The sequence below is a fragment of the Kitasatospora sp. NPDC048722 genome, assembly GCF_040650235.1.
Classification (GTDB): Bacteria; Actinomycetota; Actinomycetes; order Streptomycetales; family Streptomycetaceae; genus Kitasatospora.
Genome location: NZ_JBEZGX010000005.1, coordinates 178,169 through 197,262, shown reverse-complemented (window position 1 = coordinate 197,262; position 19,094 = coordinate 178,169). Strand labels below are relative to the sequence as shown.

Sequence of the window (19,094 nt, the reverse complement as noted above, 5' to 3'; positions counted from 1 at the left end):
TGGTTAGAGCAGCTGACTCTTAATCAGCGGGTCCGGGGTTCGAGTCCCTGGCGGCGCACAGACAGCCGGAAGGCCCTTCGCGAGAGCGAAGGGCCTTCCGGCGTTTGCGCGTCGGGTGGCACCGGGAATCCGGCGGCCGCCCGCCCACGGGGGACGGGCGGCCCGACGGTCAGCGCCCGCGCAGCGCGCGGTAGCGGGCGACGAGCTCGGCGGTGGAGCTGTCCAGCTGGTCGGCGCCCTCGCCGGAGAGCAGCACCGGCTCGATCCGCTTGGCGAGCACCTTGCCCAGCTCGACGCCCCACTGGTCGAAGGAGTCGATGTTCCAGATCGCGCCCTGGACGAACACCTTGTGCTCGTAGAGCGCGACCAGCTGGCCGAGCACCGACGGGGTCAGCTCGCCGGCCAGGACGGTGGTGGTCGGGTGGTTGCCCTTGAACGTCTTGTGCGGGACGAGCTCGGCCGGCACGCCCTCGGCCTCGACCTCCTCGGCGGTCTTGCCGAAGGCCAGCGCCTGGGTCTGGGCGAAGAAGTTGGCCAGCAGCAGGTCGTGCTGGGGGACCAGGCCCGGGAGCAGGTCGGCGACCGGCCGGGCGAAGCCGATGAAGTCGGCCGGGATCATCTTGGTGCCCTGGTGCAGCAGCTGGTAGTAGGCGTGCTGGCCGTTGGTGCCCGGGGTGCCCCAGACGACCGGGCCGGTCTGCCAGTTCACCGGGTTGCCCGCGCGGTCCACCGACTTGCCGTTGGACTCCATGTCCAGCTGCTGGAGGTAGGCGGTGAACTTGGACAGGTAGTGCGAGTAGGGGAGCACCGCGTGCGCCTGGGCGTCGAAGAACGCGCCGTACCAGACGCCGAGCAGGCCCAGCAGCAGCGGGACGTTCTCCTCCGGCGGGGCGGTGCGGAAGTGCTCGTCGACGAGGTGGAAGCCGTCCAGCATCTCGCGGAAGGCGTCCGGGCCGATGGCGAGCATCAGCGAGAGGCCGATCGCCGAGTCGTAGGAGTAGCGGCCGCCGACCCAGTCCCAGAACTCGAACATGTTGGCCGTGTCGATGCCGAAGTCGTGCACGCCCTGGGTGTTGGTGGACAGCGCCACGAAGTGCCTGGCCACCGCCTCGGTGCCGGCGTCCAGTCCTTCGAGCAGCCAGGTGCGGGCCGAGACCGCGTTGGTGATGGTCTCGATGGTGGTGAAGGTCTTCGAGGCGACGATGAACAGCGTCTCGGCGGGGTCCAGGTCGCGCACTGCCTCGTGCAGGTCGGCGCCGTCCACGTTGGAGACGAAGCGGACGTCGAGGTCGCGCTTGGCGAAGGAGCGGAGCACCTCGTAGGCCATGGCCGGGCCGAGGTCGGAGCCGCCGATGCCGATGTTGACGACGGTGCGGATCGGCTTGCCGGTGTGGCCCTTCCACTCGCCGCCGCGGACCCGGTCGGCGAAGGCGGCCATCTTGTCGAGGACGGCGTGCACGCCGGGCACGACGTTCACGCCGTCCACCTCGACGACGGCGCCGCGCGGGGCGCGCAGCGCGGTGTGCAGGACGGCGCGCTGCTCGGTGTTGTTGATCTTCTCGCCGCGGAACATCGCGTCCCGCAGCTCGGCGACGCCGGTGGCCGCCGCGAGCTCGCGCAGCAGCTCCAGGGTCTCGTCGGTGACCAGGTGCTTGGCGTAGTCGACGTGCAGGTCACCGACCCTGAGGGCGTAGCGGCGACCGCGCTCGGGGTCGGCGGCGAACAGCTCGCGCAGGTGCGTGTCGCCGAACTCGGCGCGGTGCTTGCCGAGGGCGGCCCACTGCGGGGTGCGGTCGAGCGGCGTGCGGGCGTCGGCGCTGGTCTCCGACATCGGTGTTCCTCGATTCATCTGGGTGCAGATACCGGCAGGGCCAGGCGGTGAGGGTCTCTTCGCGAGGTCGTGCGGGTTCCGGTGGTGCGCCGACTCCGTTGACGGCCTGCCCGGGGCCAGCCTATGCAACGTCGGAGGGAGCGGCGCACATTCCGTCCGGGCACGTCCGGAGTGCGGTGGACTCCGGGTGGACGCTCGGGTGCGAACGGCGCGTCACTTGCGTTCGGAGCGCAGGTCGAGCCCGCGCAGCACCTGGTCGACGAGCTCCGGGTCGGCGCCGAGCTCGCTGCGGGCCGCCAGCATCTCGCGGCGCGAGGCGGCGATCATCTCCTGCTCGACGTCCCGGGCGGCCCGCCACTGGGAGAGCCGCAGCTTCGCCTCGGAGGCCTCCTCCTCGGCGTACTTCTCGGGGCAGAGCCGGGCCAGCCGGTCGTGCTGACGGTCCCGCAGGCGGTCGGCGACCTCGGCGGGCAGCCGGTCCTGCTCCTCCAGTTCGCCGAGCCGGTCGAGCCCGGCCCGGGCGGCGCGCCACCAGAGCTGACGGACGGCCTGCTCGTGCCGGTCCTGGTCGAGGTCGAGCTGGAAGCGCTTGGCCAGCCAGGGCAGGCTCAGGCCCTGGACGAGCAGGGTGAACAGCACCACGCTGAAGGCGATGAAGACCAGCCGGCCGCGCTCGGGGAAGCCGGCGCCGGAGTCGACGGTGAGCGGGATGGCCAGGGCCAGGGCGACGGTGGCGACCCCGCGCATGCCGGACCACCAGAGGACCACGCTCTCCTTCCAGCTGAACGGGGTGTCCTCGTCGTCCCCCGCGCGCAGCCGCCGGGACAGCCAGCCGGCCGGGAGCAGCCAGAGCAGGCGGACCACGACGACGACCGCGATCACCGTGCTCGCGTCGCCGATGAAGCCGGTCCAGCCCTGGCCGGCCTCCTTGAGCACGGTGGCGAGTTCGAGGCCGATCAGGCCGAAGGCGACGCCGGTGATGAGGATCTCGACGACCTCCCAGAAGGCGTTGCCGACCAGCCGGTAGGAGACGGCGTCCGCGTCCGCGGCCCGTTCGGCGAGGTAGAGCGCGCAGACCACGACGGCGAGCACGCCGGAGCCGTGGATCTCCTCGGCGATCGTGTAGGCGGCGAACGGGACCAGCAGGTTGAGCGCGACCTGCTGGGTCGGGTCCTCCAGGAGCTCGGCGAGCTTGGTGTTGACCCAGCCGAGCGCGACGCCGACGACGACGGCGAGCACCGCCGACAGGACGAAGCGCAGCACCGCGTGGCCGGGCGAGAAGTCGCCGCTGACCACGGCGTCGATGGCGAGCGAGTAGATGACGATCGCGGTGACGTCGTTGAACAGGCCCTCGCTCTCCAGGATGGCGACCAGGCGGCGCGGCAGGCCGACGCTGCCGGCCACGGCGACGGCCGCGACCGGGTCCGGCGGGGAGACCAGCGCGCCGACCGCGACGGCCGCGGCGAGCGGCAGGGCGGGCAGCAGCCAGTGGACGGCGCCCGCCACCGCGATCGTGGTGACCACGACCAGGGCCACGGCCAGCAGCAGGATCGAGCGGATGTTGGCCTTGAAGTAGCGCACCGAGGAGCGCCGGGCGACGGCGAAGATCAGCGGTGGCAGGACCAGCGGGAGGATCAGCTCGGGTTCGACGGAGATGTCCGGGATCTGCGGCACGAGTGCCATGACGATGCCGAGCAGCGTCATCAGGACCGGCTGCGGGACGCCGGTGCGGCGCGCGAGCGGCAGGGTCACCACCGAGGCGAGCAGCACCAGGAAGAACAGGGGCAGCTGGCCCACGGGGAGTTTCCTCTCGACGACGGACGGCTGGGCGGCGGTCGGCCGGCGGCGGACGCCGGAGACGGCCGGGCGACGGACGGCTGAGCGCCGCCCAGGATAAATCTGACAATGCGCCCATCTGGGAGGACACGCCGGGGAGGGGTTGACCTCAAGCGCACTTGAGATCCGATGATCGGGAGGAACCGCGACCGCGGGACGGACGAGAGGCAGGAACCCCCCGATGAAGGCAGTCACCGTCCCCGAGCCCGGCGGCCCCGAGGTCCTGCGGGTCACCGAGGTGGCCACCCCCACCGCGGGGCCGGGCCAGGTGCGGGTCCGGGTGTACGCCGCCGGGGTGCAGCCGGTGGACCTCGCCATCCGGGCGGGCTTCCGGCCGCCGGGCGTCGTGGCCGAGGGCCCGCTGGTGCTCGGCAACGAGTTCGCCGGCGTGGTCGACCAGCTCGGGCCGGGCAGCCACGGCTGGGAGGTCGGCGACGCGGTGATCGGCTTCCGGGTGCTGGACAGCCAGGCCGAGTTCGTCGTCGTGGACACCTCGCACCTGGTCGCCAAGCCGGCCGGGATGCCCTGGGAGCAGGCCGGCTCGCTCTCCGCCTCCGGCCAGACCGCGCACCTGGCGCTCGACCTGCTCAAGGTCGGCCCGGGCGACACCGTGCTGGTGCACGGCGCCTCCGGCGGCGTCGGCACGGTGGCCGTCCAGCTCGCCCGCGCCTACGGCGCGACCGTGATCGGCACCGCGAGCGGGCGCAACCACGACTACCTGCGCGAACTGGGCGCCGTCCCGGTCGCGTACGGCGACGGGCTGGTGGAGCGGGTCCGGGCGGTCGCGCCCGACGGCGTGGACGCCGCGTTCGACGCCGCCGGGCGGGGCGCGTTGGAGGCCTCGGTCGAGCTGGTCGCCGACCGGGACCGGATCGGCACCGTCGTCGACTACGCGACCGCCGGGCGGCTCGGGCTGCGGCAGCTGCGCGCGGAGCGGACGGCCGCCCGGCTGGCCGAGCTGGTCGAGCTGTGGGAGGCGGGCGGCCTGCGCCTGGAGGTCGCCGAGACCTTCCCGCTGGAGCGCGCCGCCGACGCCCACCGGATGGTCGCCACCGGGCACGTCCGGGGGAAGGTCGTCCTCACCGCGTGACGCCCGTCGGCGGGGCGCCCCGGGCCGATTGTGTGTTTCCGCCGCCGACCAGGTAATGTTCTCCGCGTCAGCAGGCGCCGCTAGCTCAGTTGGTTAGAGCAGCTGACTCTTAATCAGCGGGTCCGGGGTTCGAGTCCCTGGCGGCGCACAGACAGCCGGAAGGCCCCTTGCGAAAGCGAGGGGCCTTCCGGCGTTTCCGGGCGTTTCCGGCGCTCCCCTGAGCCGAGGGCGGCCGCCGGCGGCCGGTGGCAGGAAAGGTGGGAAACAGGTCATTGCTGCCGTCCCGGCCCGCTGACAGGCTGGCCGCATGAGAACGCGCAGCGTGGTCGTCGTCCTCTACGAGGGCGTGCAGAGCCTGGACGTGACCGGCCCCCTGGAGGTGTTAGCGGGAGCGGGCGCCGCCGCCGGGCGGCCGGGTGCGTACCGGGTCACGCTGGCCGCCGTGGGCGGCGGGCCGGTGCGCAGCAACAGCGGGCTGCGGGTGCTGCCGGACGCGGACCTGGCCGACGTCGGACCATTGCACACCCTGCTGGTCCCCGGCGGGGAAGGCGCGGACGCGCCGGACCCGGCCCTGGTGGCGCGGATCCGGGAGCTGGCCGGCCGGGCCGAGCGGGTGGTGTCGGTGTGCACCGGCGCCTTCCTGCTCGCCGAGGCCGGGCTGCTCGCCGGGCGCCGGGCGACCACCCACTGGGCGTACTGCGACGCCCTGGCCCGCCGGTTCCCGGATGTCGAGGTCGACCCCGACCCGATCCACGTCCGGGACGGGCACGTCGCGACCTCGGCCGGGGTCACGGCCGGCATCGACCTCGCGCTCGCCCTGGTCGAGGAGGACCTCGGGCGCGACGCCGCGCTGCTGATCGCCCGCCACCTGGTGGTGTTCCTGCGCCGGCCCGGCAACCAGGCCCAGTTCAGCACCCAGCTGGCCGCCCAGGTGGCCGTGCGCCGGCCGCTGCGCGAGGTCCAGCGGTGGATCGCCGAGCACCCGGAGGAGGACCTCTCGGTCGAGGCGCTGGCCCGGCGCTCGGCGCTCTCGCCGCGGCACTTCGCCCGCGCCTTCGCCGCCGAGGTCGGGCTCACCCCGGGCCGGTACGTGGACGGCGTCCGGCTGGAGGCCGCCCGGCGCCGCCTGGAGGACACCGGGGAGGGGATCGAGGAGATCGCCCGCGCCTGCGGCTACGGCACCCCGGAGGCGATGCGGCGCGCCTTCGTCCGGGCCCTGGCCGTGCCACCCGCCGAGTACCGGCGCCGCTTCCACCCCAGCCCAACCGGAGGAAACTGATGCGCATCGCCGTCCTGCTGTACGACGACTTCACCGCCCTGGACGCCGTGGGCCCGTACGAGGTGCTGTCCCGCGTCCCCGGCGCGGAGGTGGTGTTCACCGCGGCCCGGCGGGGGCCGGTCCGCACCGACATGAAGAGTCTCGCGCTCACCGCCGACGCCGCCCTCGACGAGGTCGACGCCGCCGACGTGCTGCTCGTGCCCGGCGGCCCCGGGACGGAGCCGTCCCTCGCCGACCCGGAACTGGTCGACTGGGTGCGGCGGGTGGACGCGACCACCACCTGGACCGCCTCGGTCTGCTCCGGCTCCCTGCTGCTCGGCGCCGCCGGACTGCTCGCCGGCCGCCGGGCCACCTCGCACTGGTGCTGCCTCGACGCGCTGACCGGCTTCGGCGCCGAGCCGACCGGCACCGAGCGGGTCGTCATCGACGGCAAGTACGCCACCGCCGCCGGGGTCTCGGCCGGCATCGACCTGGCGCTGACGCTGACCGGCCGCATCGCCGGGGACGCGACCGCCGAGGCGATCCAGCTGGTCATCGAGTACGACCCGCAGCCCCCGTACTCGGCCGGTTCCCTCGCGACCGCCCCGGCGGGTCTCGCGGACTCGCTGCTGAGCACCAACCTGCTGCTCGGCTAGGGCCTGCGGGCCGGGAAGCCGTGGGTGCGGGCGGCGAGGACCGCCGCGAGGGCGGGGAGCGCCAGGGCGAGCACCGTCCACGGCAGGGCGCCGGTGCCGAGACGGCCGAGCACGAGGCCGCCGACCACCCCGCCGCCCGCCATCGCGGCGTTCCACAGGGTGACCAGCATCGCCTGGGCCGCGTCGGCCTGCTCCCCGCCGGCGTCGCCGACGGCGGTCTGCAGCAGGGTCGGCGCCCCGCCCCAGCCGAGGCCCCAGAGCAGCGCCGCCGCGTGGACGAGCAGCGCGCTGCCGGACCCCACCGCGAGGACGGCCGCCGTCACCGCGACCAGCAGCGCGCCGCCGATCGTCAGCGGACGCAGCCTGCGGTGGATGTGCGCACCGACGAACCAGATGCTCACCAGCGAGGCCAGGCCGAACACCAGCAGCACCGAGTCGGTCGAGCCGCCGAGCCCGGCCCGGGCGAGGAAGGGCGCGATGTAGGTGAACAGGATGGTGTGGGCGAGCACGAAGAGCAGGGTCACCACGAGCACCGGCACGACCCCCGGCACCGTGAGCGCCCGCCGCATCGGTGCCCGCTCCCCCGCCGTCCGGCCGGGCCGGTCCGGTAGGACGGCGGCGGTCCAGCCGATCACGCCGAGCGCCAGGGCCGTCATCGCCAGGAACGGCACCCGCCACGAGAGCGCCTGGCCCGCGAAGGTGCCGGCCGGGACACCGAGGGAGAGCGCCACCGGGATGCCGGCCATGGCGATCGCGATCGCCCGGCCCTGCAGGTCGGCGGGCACCAGCCGGCGCGCGTGGCCCGCCAGCAGCGCCCAGGCGAGGCCGGCCGCCACGCCCGCGACGAAGCGGGCGGCCATCGTCAGCGGGTAGTTCGAGGAGAGCGCGGTCACCGTGTTGGCGGCGGCGAAGCCGGCCATCGCGGCGAGCAGCAGCCTCTTGCGGCTCCGGCCCGAGGTGGCCGCGGTGAGCGGGATCGCGGTGGTGGCGGTGCCGAGCGCGTAGACGGTGACGGTCTGGCCGGTCGCGGACTCGCCGACGCCGAGGGACCCGCTCATCCCGGGCAGGACACCGGCGGGCAGGGTCTCGGTCAGCGCGGTGACGAACACCGCGGTGGCGAGCGCGAGCAGGGCGGGGTACGGAAGTGCCGTACGGGATGCGGGCTTTGCGGTCTGCGTTGTCGTCATGCGGACCATGCTCGAACCTCACACCGGTGTGAGGTTCAAGCACGGGATTCCGGGGCTGCCGGTCAGCGACCGTAGTAGGAGTCGAAGTTCTTGGAGAACTCCCGCCCGCCGAACTGATCCCAGTTGATCGACCAGGTCATCAGCCCCCGCAGGTCCGGCTGGGCGCCCGAACGCGGCACGTACGTCCCGCAGTTGGTGAGCCTGGTCAGGCAGTCCAGGGCCTTGTCCACCTCGCCCGGAGCGACGTAGCCGTTGCCCGCATTGGTGGTGGCCGGCATGCCGATGGCGACCTTCGAGGCGGGCAGCGGCGGGAACACGTTGTTGGTGTTGCCCGCCACCGGGAAGCCCTTGAGCAGCAGGTCGGTCATCGCGACGTGGAAGTCGGCGCCGCCCATCGAGTGGTACTGGTTGTCCAGGCCCATGACGGAGCCGGAGTTGTAGTCCTGGACGTGCAGCAGGGTGAGGTCGTCGCGCAACGCGTGGATGACCGGCAGGTACGCGCCGGCGCGCGGGTCCTGGCCGCCCCACGGGCCGGAACCGTAGTACTGGTAGCCGAGTTGGACGAAGAACGTCTCCGGCGCCATGGTCAGCACGAAGCCAGGACCGTACTTGGCCTTGAGGGTCTTCAGCGCCGAGATCAGGTTGACGATGACCGCGCTGGTCGGGTGCCTGAAGTCGGTGTCGCCGGTGTCGAGGGAGAGCGAGTGGCCCTCGAAGTCGATGTCCAGGCCGTCCAGGCCCCACCTGTCGATGATCGCCGAGACCGAGCTGACGAAGGTGTCCCGGGCGGCCGTGGTGGTGAGCTGGACCTGGCCGTTCTGGCCGCCGATCGAGATCAGCACCTTCTTGCCCTGGGAGCGCTTCGCGGCGATCGCTGCCTTGAAGTCGGCGTCGGACTCGGCGCTCGGGCAGTCGGTCGTGGAGCAGCGGTTGAAGCGGATGTCGCCGGAGGTGGGCGAGGTGGGCTCGCCGAAGGAGAGGTCGATGAAGTCCCAGGAGTTCGGGACGTCGGCCATCCGGGTGTAGCCGGCGCCGTTGGCGAAGCTCGCGTGCAGGTAGCCGACCAGGGCGTGGCCGCCGGGCCGGGGGGTGCCGGTGGGCGTACCCGTCGGGGTGCCGGTGGGCGTACCCGTCGGGGTGCCGGTCGGGGTCGCGGTGGCCGTCGGCGAACCGGTGGGCGTCGGGGTCGGGCTCGGGCTCGGCGCGCCCGGCCCGTCCAGCGAGACGTCGTCCGCGTAGTACGTGCCCTGGCCGTACCAGCCGTGCGTGTACACGGTGGCGCTGGTCTGCGTGGCGCCCGCGGTGAAGCTGACGCTGAGCTTCTGGTAGGCGCCGCCGGTGCCCGGGGTCCAGGTGCTCGGGCCGCCGCCGTCGACGCCGAGGTACACGTACGAGCCGTTGACCCAGGCGCTCAGCGTGTAGGTGGTGCCGGGGGCGACGGCGACGGTCTGCGCGCACTGGGCGGTGTCGCTCGCGCCGGCGGCCCCGGCCAGGGCGTGGCTCCCGCTGTGCACCGGGCTGCTGACGACGCCGCCGGTGCCGCCGGAGCAGCTCCAGGGGCCGAGCGAGCCGGACTCGAAGCCGCCGTTGACCAGGAACTCGCCGGCCGAGGCGGCGGGGGCCAGGCCCAGGGTGAGGCCGGCCAGGGTGGCCGCGGCGACGGCGGAGGCGGTGCCGGCGGCGAGCACGGCGCGGGACGGGCGCCGACGGGAGGTCGGGGGAGTTCTGCTCATGCGGGGGCTCCTGCGGGGGCGTGGTCGTGGGGGACGTCCGAGGGCACGCCGGAGCACGCGCCAGTGGGGGGAACGGCCCGGCCTGGCACCCAAGTTGGACTAGACCACTGAAGTGGATGCGGCGGGGAGGTGTCAATGGTCCAGACCGGTCGGGAACCGCCCCCGGCCCGCCCCCGGTTGCCGGGCGTGACACCCCGTCGAAGGATGGAGGGGTGACCTCGCCCGGCTACCTCCGCCACCCCCACCTGCACGGGGACCTGCTCGCCTTCACCGCGGAGGACGACGTCTGGATCGCCCGGCTCACCGACGGCGCCACCACCGACCGGGCCTGGCGGGTCACCTGCGACCGGACCCGGGTCACCCATCCCCGCTTCTCCCCCGACGGCGCCACCCTCGCGTGGACCAGCTGGCTCAGCCTCACCCCCGAGGTGTGGACCGCCCCGACCACCGGTGGCGAGGCGCAACGGCTCAGCTACTGGGGCAGCCAGGACACCCGGGTGCGCGGCTGGCTGCCGGACGGCGAGGTGCTCGCCGTCACCTCCTTCCACGAGCCCTTCGGCCACTACACGTGGGCGCACGCGCTCCCGCCTGACGGCTCCCCCGGCCGCCGGATGCCCTGGGGCCCGGTCGGCGACGCCCAGATGAGCCGCGACCGGACCGTCCTGCTGACCGGCGCCGCCCCGCACGAGCCCGCCGCGTGGAAGCGCTACCGCGGCGGCGCCACCGGCCGGCTCTGGGTGGACGGCGAACAGGTGCTCCCCGGCCACCGCGGCCACCTCGCCTCACCGATGGCCGTCGGCGAGCCCCCCGACGACCGGATCGCCTTCCTCTCCGACCACGAGGGCGTCGGCAACGTCTACTCCTGCCGGCCCGACGGCACCGACCTGCGCCGCCACACCGACCACGCCTCCTACTACGCCCGCGAGGCCGCCACCGACGGTACCCGGATCGTCTACCAGCACGCGGGCGACCTCTGGCTGCTGGACGACCTGGACGCCCCCGCACCGCGCCGGCTGCACGTCCCGCTCGGCGGCGCGCGGGCCGGGCGCCGCCCCTACCAGGTCGGTGCCGCGAGCCAGGTCAAGGACCTCGCCTGCGACCAGACCGGCCGGACCGGGGTGATCACGGTGCGCGGCAGCCAGTACTGGCTCACCCACAAGGACGGCCCGGCCCGCGCGCTCGCCGACACCCCCGGGGTGCGCACCCGGCTGCCGGTCGTGCTCGGGCACACCGGCGAGGCCGCCTGGATCACCGACGCCGAGGGCACGGACGCCGTCGAGGTGATGCCGCTGCCCGGACACGACGGCTCCTTCGAACACACCAGCGGGGAGCGGCACCGTCACCGGGTGCTCGCCGCCGGGCGGCTCGGCCGCGTCCTGGAGCTCACCGCATCCCCCGACGGCACCCGGCTGGCCGCCGCCACCTCGGACGGGCGGCTGCTGCTCGTGACCGCCGCCGACGGCGAGGTCCGCGAGGTCGCCGTCTCCGCCTACGGGCCCGTCTCCAGCGCCCGGTTCTCCCCCGACTCGCACTGGATCGCCTGGTCCCAGCCGGCCGCCGGGCGCTCGCTGCGCCGCATCCGGCTCACCCGCGCCGACGCGCCCGCCCCGATCACCGACGTCACCGACGGGAGGTTCGAGGACGAGCAGCCGGTGTTCACCCGGGACGGCCGCTACCTGGCCTTCCTGTCCTGGCGCGGCTTCGACCCCGTCCACGACGTCCACACCGGCGACCTCTCCTTCCCGCTCGGCTGCCGCCCCTACCTCGTCCCGCTCACCGCCGACACCCCGTCCCCGTTCGCCGCGCCGGCCGAGGACGGCGGTCCGCGCGGGGACGGCGGCGGCGACGGCACCGTCCGGGTCGACCCGCAGGGCATCGGCGACCGGCTGCTGCAGTTCCCGGTGATCGCCTCCAAGTACTCGGCCACCGACGCCGTCCGCGGCGGCCTGGTCTGGCTGCGCTGGCCGATCTCCGGCACCCTCGGACAGACCTTCACCAGCCCGGACGACACCTCGGGCCGCCCCTCGCTGGAGCACTTCGACCTCGCCCGCGGCGCCCGCTCCACCCTGGTCGACAAGCTCGACGGCTACGCGGTGTCCGGCGACGGCGGCTCGATCGCGGTCTACTCGGCCGGGACCCTGCGGATCGTCCCGGTCGGCGCCCCCTCGGCCGGCACCCCGGTGGACCTGCGCCGGATCAACCACACCGTGCACCCCGCCGCCGAGTGGCGCCAGGCCTACCACGAGGCCGCCCGGATCGTCCGGGACCAGTTCTGGGACGACCGGATGTCCGGCCTCGACTGGCCCGCCCTGGTCGCCCAGTACGAGCCGCTGCTCGACCGGATCGCCGGGCCGGACGACTTCGCCGACCTGCTGCGCGAACTCCTCGGCGAACTCGGCACCTCGCACGCCTACGTCACCCCGTCCCGCCGCGGCGAGGGCCCCTCGCTCGCCCAGCAGCCGCTCGGCCTGCTCGGCGCCAACGCCCACCGCTCCCCCGACGGCCGCTGGCTGGTCGACCGGGTGCTGCCCGGCGAGTCCTCCGACCCGCGCGCCCGCGCCCCGCTCGCCGCCCAGGGCGTGCGCGACGGCGACGAACTGCTGGAGATCGGCGGGCGCCCGGTCGACCCGGTCCGCGGCCCGCTCCCGCTGCTCGCCGGCACCGGCGGCAACACCGTCGAGATCGGCCTGCGCAGCGGCCCCGACTCCCCCGTGCGGCGGATCACGGTGACCCCTCTGACCGACGAACGACCGTTGCGCTACCAGGACTGGGTGGTCAAACGCCGCGCCCTGGTAAGGGAGTTCAGCGACGGGCGGTGCGGCTACCTGCACATCCCCGACCTCGGCGGCTCCGGCTGGGCGCAGTTCAACCGCGACCTGCGCCGCGAGCTCGACAAGCCCGCCCTCGTCCTCGACGTCCGCGGCAACGCCGGCGGCAACGTCTCCGAACTAGTCCTGGAGAAGCTCACCCGGCGCGTCCTCGCCTGGGACTTCACCCGCGACCGCCAGCCCGTCCGCTGGCCGCGCAACGCCCCGCGCGGCCCGGTGGTCGCCCTCGCCGACGAGGCCACCAGCTCGGACGGCGACGTGATCATCGCGGCGATCGAACTGCTCGGCCTCGGACCGGTGGTGGGCACCCGCACGTGGGGCGGGGTGGTCGGGATGACCGGGCGGCACACCCTCGGCGACGGCACCCAGATCTCGGTGCCGAAGAACGCGTCCTGGTTCACCGGCGGACTCGGCTGGTCCGTGGAGAACCACGGCGTCGAACCCGACGTGCACGTGCTGCGGGGCCCGCGCGACTGGGCCGGCGGGCGGCACCCGGAGCTGCACACGGCCGTGCAGCTGGCGCTGGAGCTGCTGGAGGACGCCCCCGCCGCCGCGCCCCCGCCGGACGACACCCCCCGGCCGGACCTGCGGCGCCCGCCGCTGCCGCCGAGGGGCTAGGGCCGTTCCTCGCGAACGGCCGTCGCGAACGGCGGGATCAGTCCCAGGGGTCGCCTTCGGCCGTCATGTTCTCGGCGGCCCGCCGGTCAGCCTCGGCCTGTTCCCGGACCTGCTGCCGCTCCGACTCGCGCATCTCGCGCGTCCGCTCGATGTCGTCGCTGTACGCGTCGGCCGCCTCGTCGTGGGCGAGCGCGGCCCGTTCGGTGGCGTCCGAACCGGCGGCCTCGTGCCCCCTGTGGAAGATCCTGTCCAAGATGCCCATGACTCCTCCTCCGGACGGATACCGGGCTGCCCCCACTCTCACACCACGACCGGGCGGGCGCACGTCGGGCCTCCGGCCGGGCGGGAGGGAGGGTGGGCGGGCGTGCGCGTTGAGTCTTTGGTCCCGATCGAACGCATCGAAGGGCCGTAGCGGGCCCGTCCCGGCCGGGCGGACGGTAGGGGTGTGAGGAACGCCATCGACGAACAGCACGGCGGCCCGCGCCGCCTGGTCGGGCCGCTCGCCGCGCTGGACGGGCGGCTGCCCGGCCCGCACGACCTGCTGCTCATGCAGTGCCCCAGCTCGCTGCGCCCGCTCGGCGGCGGCGAACTCCCGGACTGGGCACGGGCGGTGCTCCGGGCGCACCCGTGGGTGACGGTCGCCAGGGCGCCCGCCGTGGTCGGCTCCGCGGTGGACACCCCGCACCCGGTGCGCTGCACCAGGGGCGTCACGGCGCCCGAGCACTGGATCCCGGTGATCGTGCGCGGCCCGCACCGCGGCCAGCTGCTGCACGCGCTCGCGCCCTGGGCGGCGGTGGCCCGCACCTTCCGTCCCGAGCAGCTCCCGGCCCGGCGCGCCCTGCTGGCACCCGGGCGGGTCGCGGACGTCCCGGCGCTCGCCCTGCTGCCGGCGGTCGGCGAGCTGGCGGCGGACCACCGGCTGGTCTGGGGCCCGATCGGCGCCGTCGGCTACGAGCTGGGCGCAGGCGTCCCGGTGACCGGACCGCTCAGCCCGCTGCGGCTGGTGCTGCGCGCCCCGCAACCGGTCAGCAGGCGCGACGCCCTGCAGCTGCGGCGCGCGCTGAGCAAGCTGCGCGTGCCCGTGCAGGCCGAGCTGGAGACCCGGCACGGCTCGGTGCTGCTGGCCGAGTACGCGGCGGCACCGCTCACGCTCACCCTGCTGACGCCGGAGGGGCCCCGGGAGGTCCACGATCCGTGGTTCCCCCGGGGCCTCGGGTAGCGATCAGCCGTAACGGGATCGGCCGTAGCCGGATCGGCCGTGGCGGGATCAGCCGCTGACGCTGGGGGCGCCGGTCTCCAGGTGCCCGGTGAACCGCTGCGACCAGCTGCTGTCGGCGTCCACCGTGACGGTGAAGTCGTACCAGCCGTTGTTGTAGGCCACCGCGTTGAAGAAGTCGCTGGTGCTGCCGCCGGCCGGCACCCGGTACGTCCAGGGGCCGTCCGTGCGGTAGTTGTTCGACGCGATGGTGAAGGTGAGCGCGGTGCTGCCGGTGTTGACCAGCGCGAAGTAGAGGGCCGGCTTGCCGGTGCCCGGCTCGACCGCGTACGAGGCGGTGACGGACGCGTTCTTGCCCGCCTTGGTGGCGTCGCCCTTGAAGCGGCGCAGGAAGCGGTTGGGGCCGACCACCGTGAGGTCGTACGGGCCGTTGCCGAAGCCGGTGCCGCAGTTGAAGAAGTCGCTGGTGCTGCCGCCCGGGTCGACGGTGTACTGCCACGGGCCGCCGCTGCGGTAGGCGTTGGCGTAGGCCGAGAAGTGCGCCGACCTGGTGGCGACGGTGCCCCCGTTGGCCATCTTGATCCAGACCTTCATGACCCCGCCGGAGCCGAACTCCAGGTGGTCCAGGTTGGCGTTCGGCTGGTAGGGCAGCGCGCGGGCCGGACGGGTGCCGGGCTCCTGCACGGGCAGCTGGTTGTTGACCGGCGCGGGGTTGGACAGCGGGCCGCAGGCGGCGAGGCCGATGGTCTGCGAGGTGTCGGGCAGCGCCGGGAGGCCGTAGACCGGGTTGGCGAAGTCGAACGCGCTGGTCAGGTCGCCGCACACGCGTCGGCGCCAGTCGCTGATGTTGGGGCAGGTGGCGGGCGCGCCGATGGCCGCCGTCCAGGTCTCCAGGAAGCGCAGCACCGAGGTGTGGTCGAAGGTCTCGGAGTTGACCCAGCCACCGCGGGTCCAGGGCGAGACCGCGATCATCGGGACGCGGAAGCCGAGGCCGATGTTGGTGCCGCTGTAGAACTCGCCCGGTGTGCCGGCCGGGGCGGCCGGCGGCGGGACGTGGTCGAAGAAGCCGTCGTTCTCGTCGTAGTTGATGAACAGGACGCTGGAGTTGAAGACGTTCGGGTCGGCGTTGAGCGCGTCGATCACGTTGTGGACGAAGTGCGCGCCGTCGGCCGGGGTGGCGTACGGGTGCTCGGAGGAGGCCTGGTCGGGGACGATCCAGGAGACCTGCGGGAGGGTGCCGCCCAGCACGTCGGCCTTGATCGCGGCGACGATGTCGTCCGGGGTGCTGCCGGTGACGGCGGGCACGGACGCCATGCCCTTGACGGCCAGGGCGCTGCCGGCCGGGGCGGCGGCGAACTGGCTGAAGTAGGCGAGGGCGTTGTCGCCGTAGTTGTCGGCGGCGTTCTGGTAGACCTTCCAGCTCACGCCGGCGGTCTCCAGCGCCTCGGCGTAGGTCTGCCACCGCAGGCCCTTCTCGTCACCACCGTCGTAGGCCGGGCCGCCCGCGGTGCCGGCCGGGTCGATCTGGCCGGACCAGTGGTAGGTGCGGTTGGGGCCGGTCGCGCTGAGCACCGAGCAGTGGTACGCGTCGCAGATGGTCCAGTTCTCGGCCAGCGCGTAGTGGAACGGGATGTCCTGGCGGGTGAGGAAGCCGAGGGTGCGGACGTTGCCCTTGGCCGCGACCCAGGAGTCCATCCTGCCGTTGTTCCAGGCCTTGTGCTGGTCGCTCCAGCCGTGGGCGAGGTCGCCGTTGCACTGGGCGAGGCGCTCGGGGTCGGCGCCGCCGGCCGGCTTGGTGAGGCTGAACTGCCAGGGGTACTGGCGGCCGGTGCCGTTCGGCTGGTTGAACACGCTGTAGCCGCCGGCGATCTGGATCGCGCTGCGGTCGGCGAAGCCGCGCACGCCCTTCATCGTGCCGAAGTAGTGGTCGAAGCTGCGGTTCTCCTGCATGAGGATCACCACGTGCTGCACGTCCCTGATGGTGCCGGTCTGCGACAGCGCCGCGGTGTTCACGGCGGCGGGCGCCGCGCCCGCGGCGGTCGGGGCCGCCCCCGCGCCCCCGGCGCCGGTCATGGCCAGGCCCGCGGCGGCGGCTCCGGACAGCGTCACGAACTTCCTACGGCTCAGCTCGGCCATCAGCCCAGCCCGTCCCTTCACTACCGATGTTGTGTGCACAAGTCGGGGCTCATCGATCGCGGAGCAGTCTCCACCGGCGCCGAACCGGCCCACCAGATGCGGGCAGGAGGGTTGGTGGACTGTTCGTCCGGCCGTCATCGAGCGACCGCCGGCTGAACAGGGGACGGAAACTCCGGGGACGTGCGGGGGAGGGGTCGGCCGGCCTCAGCGGTCCTGGACGGTGATACCCAGGGCATGAGCGAACTGTGGTGCCAGTTCGAGGAGTTGATGCGAGTTGATGATCGCGCCGCGCAGCCCCAGGTGGCCGTCCGGGAGGCCGAGGCGGGTGGCGCCGCGCAGGTCCGTCCTGGTCAGCGCGGCCCCGCGCAGGTGGACCTCCTCCAGCGTCGAACCGGGGAAGGACACCTGGGTGAGCTTCGCGTCGGCGAAGTCCACGTCGCGCAGCAGGCAGTCCTCGAAGACGACGTCCCGCAGGACGGCCGCCCGCAGGTTGACCGCCTCCAGCTTGCACCCGCGGAACACCACCCGGCGCACGGCCGAGCCGTGCGCGGCGATCCCGGCCAGCACGCCGCCGACGAACGCGCTGTCCTGCCACTCGCCGTCGCTCAGGTCACAGGCCACCCAGCGGCCTGACTGCACCCACACGTCGGTGAAGCGGGCCTGGCGCAGCTTGACACCACTGAACGCGACGCCGGTGAGCGCGCATTCCAGGAACGTCGCCCCGGCGGCCGACTGGTCGGTGTACTCGCCGCCGTCGAAGTGCACGGTGTCGTAGCGCTCGTCGGCGCGCAGCGGCCCGGTGTGCGGGCGGAGCAGGTCGGCGAAGCGCAGGTCGGCGAGGCGGTCGGGGAAGTCGGGCACGTTGGGAGCGGTGTTCGGCACGGGGATGGCACCTCGCGGGGTCGGGCGGACGGGGTCTCGCCCGCATGCTCGCACGCGCCGCCGACAGAACCGGGAGCGCCCGGCCGCAGCCCACGGCGGCCGGGCGGTTCCGGGGGTCGGTCAGCCGCGCGCCCAGAGGGAGTTGACCCGGCTGCGCTCGGTTCCGTTCGGGTAGGGGTTGGTGCAGGACGTGCCGGGCCCGCCGCCGGACATCAGCTCGCTGCACGGCCCCGAGTAGTGGTCGGGCAGACCCAGCACGTGCCCGGTCTCGTGGGCCGTCACCCGCAGCGAGTTGTACTGCCGGTTCTGCTGGTAGTCCAGGAAGACGTACCCGCGTCCGTGGCCGTCGGTGCTGGCGTACGAGCCCCGCGAGTCGTTGCCCTCGTAGTAGCGGAAGTCGGCGGCCGAGCCGGCGCGCAGCTGGACGTTGCTCACCGAGCCGTTCCAGATCTGCGCGGCCTGGGATATCTGGGTGCGGAACGACGGGGCACTGCTGGCGTCGTAGGTGACGACGACGGTCGCGAGGTTCGGGTTGGCGGCCTGCTTGGCCTTGGCGGAGGCCATGACGGCCTGGAAGAACGCCTGGTTGTCGGCCGCCTCGGCGGCCGAGCCGGCGTACGCCGACCCGGCGGACGCGGAGGCGGTGTAGCCGGAGGCCGCCTGGGCGGCGGGCGCGGCGACGGCCGTCCCGGGCAGGGCGGCCAGGCCCGCGGCGAGCGCCAGGCCGAGGGCGGCGGACAGCACGGATCGAGGCATGACGGATCGAGACATGTGGGGGCTCCGATTCCTGCGGTGCGTGGCCGGTGGGGGCCGGCCGTGGGGGGCACCTGGTGAACGGGTGATGTCCACCGAGCTTCGGACAGCACGGCGGCGGGGCGGATGATGTCAACCCGCGATAGCCCCGTCCAATATCCCTGGTTTTCCCGGCTTTTGAGTCACCTTTGGCTTGACTTGACCTGTTCGCGCCCCTGGCATTCCGCTCCCCGGGCGATTAGGCTCCGCCCCGGGGAAGCAATCGTGCAGCGGGCCGCCCGATTCCGGCCGGACGGCCCGCCGCACCCCGACTTGGGCCGGGCTGCTACTCCGCGCCGTTGGCCCACAGCTCGTCGACCTGGCCGCGCTCGTTGCCGTCCGGGTAGGGGTTGGTGCAGGACGGGCCGGGTCCGCCGCCGGACATCAGCTCGCTGCACGGCCCCGAGTAGTGGTCGGGCAGGCCCAGCACGTGCCCGGTCTCGTGCGCGGTGACGCGCAGGGAGCTGTACTGCTGGTTCTGCTGGTAGTCGAGGAAGACGTACCCGTGGCCGTGGCCGTCGGTGCTGGCGTACGAGCCGCGCGAGTCGTTGCCCTCGTAGTAGGAGAAGTCGCCCTGGCCGCTGCTCTCCTGGAGCTGGACGTTGCGCACCGACCCGTTCCAGATCTGCGCGGCCTGGGATATCTGGCTGGTGAAGGACGGTGCGTTGCCCGTGTCGTAGGTGACGGTGACGGTCAGCAGCCACGGGTTGGCGGCCTGCTTGGCCTTGGCGGAGGCCATGACGGCCCGGAAGAAGGCCTGGTTGTCGGCGGCTTCGGCGGCCGAACCGGCGTACGCCGAGCCGGCCGTGGGCGTGTAGCCCGCGACGCTCGCGGCCGGTGCGGCGGGTGCGGCGACGGCCGTCCCGGGCAGGGCGCCGAGGCCCGCGGCGAGCGCGACGCCGAGGGCGGCGGACAGCACGGATCGGGACATGGCGGATCGAGACATGTGGGGGCTCCGAATCGCGGACCGCCCGGTCACCGGTGCCGGTTGGGGGCCGGCGGCGGCGGGCGGAATGTGGGGGCACCCCCGG

General features: G+C 73.8%; 14 protein-coding genes and 1 tRNA gene. 6 read left to right on the top strand and 9 right to left on the bottom strand.

The features are described from left to right. Nucleotides 1-169: 169 nt before the first annotated feature. Nucleotides 170-1,831 carry a glucose-6-phosphate isomerase gene (gene pgi, locus AB0C76_RS06800; RefSeq protein ID WP_359960708.1) on the bottom strand — a complete coding sequence of 554 codons (1,662 nt, stop codon included), beginning with the start codon at nucleotides 1,829-1,831 and terminating at the stop codon, nucleotides 170-172. A 213-nt stretch (nucleotides 1,832-2,044) separates the two neighbouring features. Further along, complete coding sequence (locus AB0C76_RS06795; RefSeq protein ID WP_359960705.1) at nucleotides 2,045-3,628, bottom strand: Na+/H+ antiporter; 1,584 nt, start codon at nucleotides 3,626-3,628, stop codon at nucleotides 2,045-2,047. 220 nt (nucleotides 3,629-3,848) lie between these two features. Between AB0C76_RS06795 and AB0C76_RS06790 the strand changes: the two genes are divergently transcribed. From AB0C76_RS06790 to AB0C76_RS06775, 4 genes are all read left to right on the top strand, one after another. Beyond that, complete coding sequence (locus tag AB0C76_RS06790) at nucleotides 3,849-4,757, top strand: NADP-dependent oxidoreductase (protein WP_359960702.1); 909 nt, start codon at nucleotides 3,849-3,851, stop codon at nucleotides 4,755-4,757. A 74-nt stretch (nucleotides 4,758-4,831) separates the two neighbouring features. Continuing rightward, nucleotides 4,832-4,905: transfer RNA gene (locus AB0C76_RS06785), tRNA-Lys, on the top strand. Between the two features lie 159 nt (nucleotides 4,906-5,064). Next, nucleotides 5,065-6,036: a GlxA family transcriptional regulator gene (locus AB0C76_RS06780; RefSeq protein WP_359960699.1), complete on the top strand. Its 972-nt coding sequence runs from the start codon at nucleotides 5,065-5,067 to the stop codon at nucleotides 6,034-6,036. Further along, nucleotides 6,036-6,671, top strand: coding sequence for a DJ-1/PfpI family protein (locus tag AB0C76_RS06775; RefSeq protein WP_359960697.1), 636 nt, complete (start codon nucleotides 6,036-6,038; stop codon nucleotides 6,669-6,671). Before AB0C76_RS06780 ends, AB0C76_RS06775 begins: the two co-directional genes overlap by 1 nt. Here AB0C76_RS06775 and AB0C76_RS06770 read toward each other — a convergent pair. Then, nucleotides 6,668-7,858 (bottom strand): MFS transporter, encoded by a 1,191-nt coding sequence (locus AB0C76_RS06770; RefSeq protein ID WP_359960694.1) that lies wholly within the window; start codon nucleotides 7,856-7,858, stop codon nucleotides 6,668-6,670. The genes AB0C76_RS06775 and AB0C76_RS06770 overlap by 4 nt on opposite strands. Before the next feature lie 62 nt (nucleotides 7,859-7,920). After that, nucleotides 7,921-9,591 (bottom strand): glycosyl hydrolase family 18 protein, encoded by a 1,671-nt coding sequence (locus AB0C76_RS06765; RefSeq protein WP_359960691.1) that lies wholly within the window; start codon nucleotides 9,589-9,591, stop codon nucleotides 7,921-7,923. 212 nt (nucleotides 9,592-9,803) lie between these two features. Here AB0C76_RS06765 and AB0C76_RS06760 point away from each other — a divergent pair, with 212 nt between their 5' ends. Continuing rightward, complete coding sequence (locus AB0C76_RS06760) at nucleotides 9,804-13,037, top strand: S41 family peptidase (protein WP_359960689.1); 3,234 nt, start codon at nucleotides 9,804-9,806, stop codon at nucleotides 13,035-13,037. 37 nt (nucleotides 13,038-13,074) lie between these two features. Here the strand turns inward: AB0C76_RS06760 and AB0C76_RS06755 are convergent, their stop codons facing one another. Next, the gene (locus AB0C76_RS06755) at nucleotides 13,075-13,299 is read right to left on the bottom strand and encodes a hypothetical protein (protein WP_359960686.1); all 225 of its coding nucleotides are present in this window, start codon (nucleotides 13,297-13,299) and stop codon (nucleotides 13,075-13,077) included. A 183-nt stretch (nucleotides 13,300-13,482) separates the two neighbouring features. Here AB0C76_RS06755 and AB0C76_RS06750 point away from each other — a divergent pair, with 183 nt between their 5' ends. Continuing rightward, a complete protein-coding gene (locus tag AB0C76_RS06750) occupies nucleotides 13,483-14,256 on the top strand; it encodes a phosphoribosyl-dephospho-CoA transferase MdcG domain-containing protein (protein WP_359960683.1) in 774 nt (257 codons plus the stop codon). A 48-nt stretch (nucleotides 14,257-14,304) separates the two neighbouring features. On the opposite strand, the gene AB0C76_RS06745 is transcribed toward AB0C76_RS06750, so the two are convergent. From AB0C76_RS06745 to snpA (AB0C76_RS06730), 4 genes are all read right to left on the bottom strand, one after another. Continuing rightward, nucleotides 14,305-16,389: a phosphocholine-specific phospholipase C gene (locus AB0C76_RS06745; protein ID WP_359960680.1), complete on the bottom strand. Its 2,085-nt coding sequence runs from the start codon at nucleotides 16,387-16,389 to the stop codon at nucleotides 14,305-14,307. Between the two features lie 204 nt (nucleotides 16,390-16,593). Beyond that, nucleotides 16,594-17,271, bottom strand: a complete 678-nt coding sequence (locus AB0C76_RS06740) for a pentapeptide repeat-containing protein (protein WP_359960677.1) — start codon at nucleotides 17,269-17,271, stop codon at nucleotides 16,594-16,596. A gap of 120 nt (nucleotides 17,272-17,391) precedes the next feature. After that, complete coding sequence (gene snpA / locus AB0C76_RS06735) at nucleotides 17,392-18,027, bottom strand: snapalysin (RefSeq protein ID WP_359960674.1); 636 nt, start codon at nucleotides 18,025-18,027, stop codon at nucleotides 17,392-17,394. A gap of 322 nt (nucleotides 18,028-18,349) precedes the next feature. Continuing rightward, on the bottom strand, nucleotides 18,350-18,994 hold the full coding sequence (gene snpA, locus AB0C76_RS06730; RefSeq protein ID WP_359960671.1) for a snapalysin: 645 nt from the start codon (nucleotides 18,992-18,994) through the stop codon (nucleotides 18,350-18,352). Nucleotides 18,995-19,094 lie beyond the last annotated feature (100 nt).

What these genes read in the sequence shown, in the direction of transcription:
- pgi (WP_359960708.1), bottom strand. Translation starts at nt 1,831, where the DNA reads ATGTCGGAGACCAGCGCCGACGCCCGCACGCCGCTCGACCGCACCCCG.
- AB0C76_RS06790 (WP_359960702.1), top strand. Translation starts at nt 3,849, where the DNA reads ATGAAGGCAGTCACCGTCCCCGAGCCCGGCGGCCCCGAGGTCCTGCGG.
- AB0C76_RS06780 (WP_359960699.1), top strand. Translation starts at nt 5,065, where the DNA reads ATGAGAACGCGCAGCGTGGTCGTCGTCCTCTACGAGGGCGTGCAGAGC.
- AB0C76_RS06775 (WP_359960697.1), top strand. Translation starts at nt 6,036, where the DNA reads ATGCGCATCGCCGTCCTGCTGTACGACGACTTCACCGCCCTGGACGCC.
- AB0C76_RS06770 (WP_359960694.1), bottom strand. Translation starts at nt 7,858, where the DNA reads ATGACGACAACGCAGACCGCAAAGCCCGCATCCCGTACGGCACTTCCG.
- AB0C76_RS06765 (WP_359960691.1), bottom strand. Translation starts at nt 9,591, where the DNA reads ATGAGCAGAACTCCCCCGACCTCCCGTCGGCGCCCGTCCCGCGCCGTG.
- AB0C76_RS06755 (WP_359960686.1), bottom strand. Translation starts at nt 13,299, where the DNA reads ATGGGCATCTTGGACAGGATCTTCCACAGGGGGCACGAGGCCGCCGGT.
- AB0C76_RS06745 (WP_359960680.1), bottom strand. Translation starts at nt 16,389, where the DNA reads ATGGCCGAGCTGAGCCGTAGGAAGTTCGTGACGCTGTCCGGAGCCGCC.
- snpA (WP_359960674.1), bottom strand. Translation starts at nt 18,027, where the DNA reads ATGCCTCGATCCGTGCTGTCCGCCGCCCTCGGCCTGGCGCTCGCCGCG.
- snpA (WP_359960671.1), bottom strand. Translation starts at nt 18,994, where the DNA reads ATGTCCCGATCCGTGCTGTCCGCCGCCCTCGGCGTCGCGCTCGCCGCG.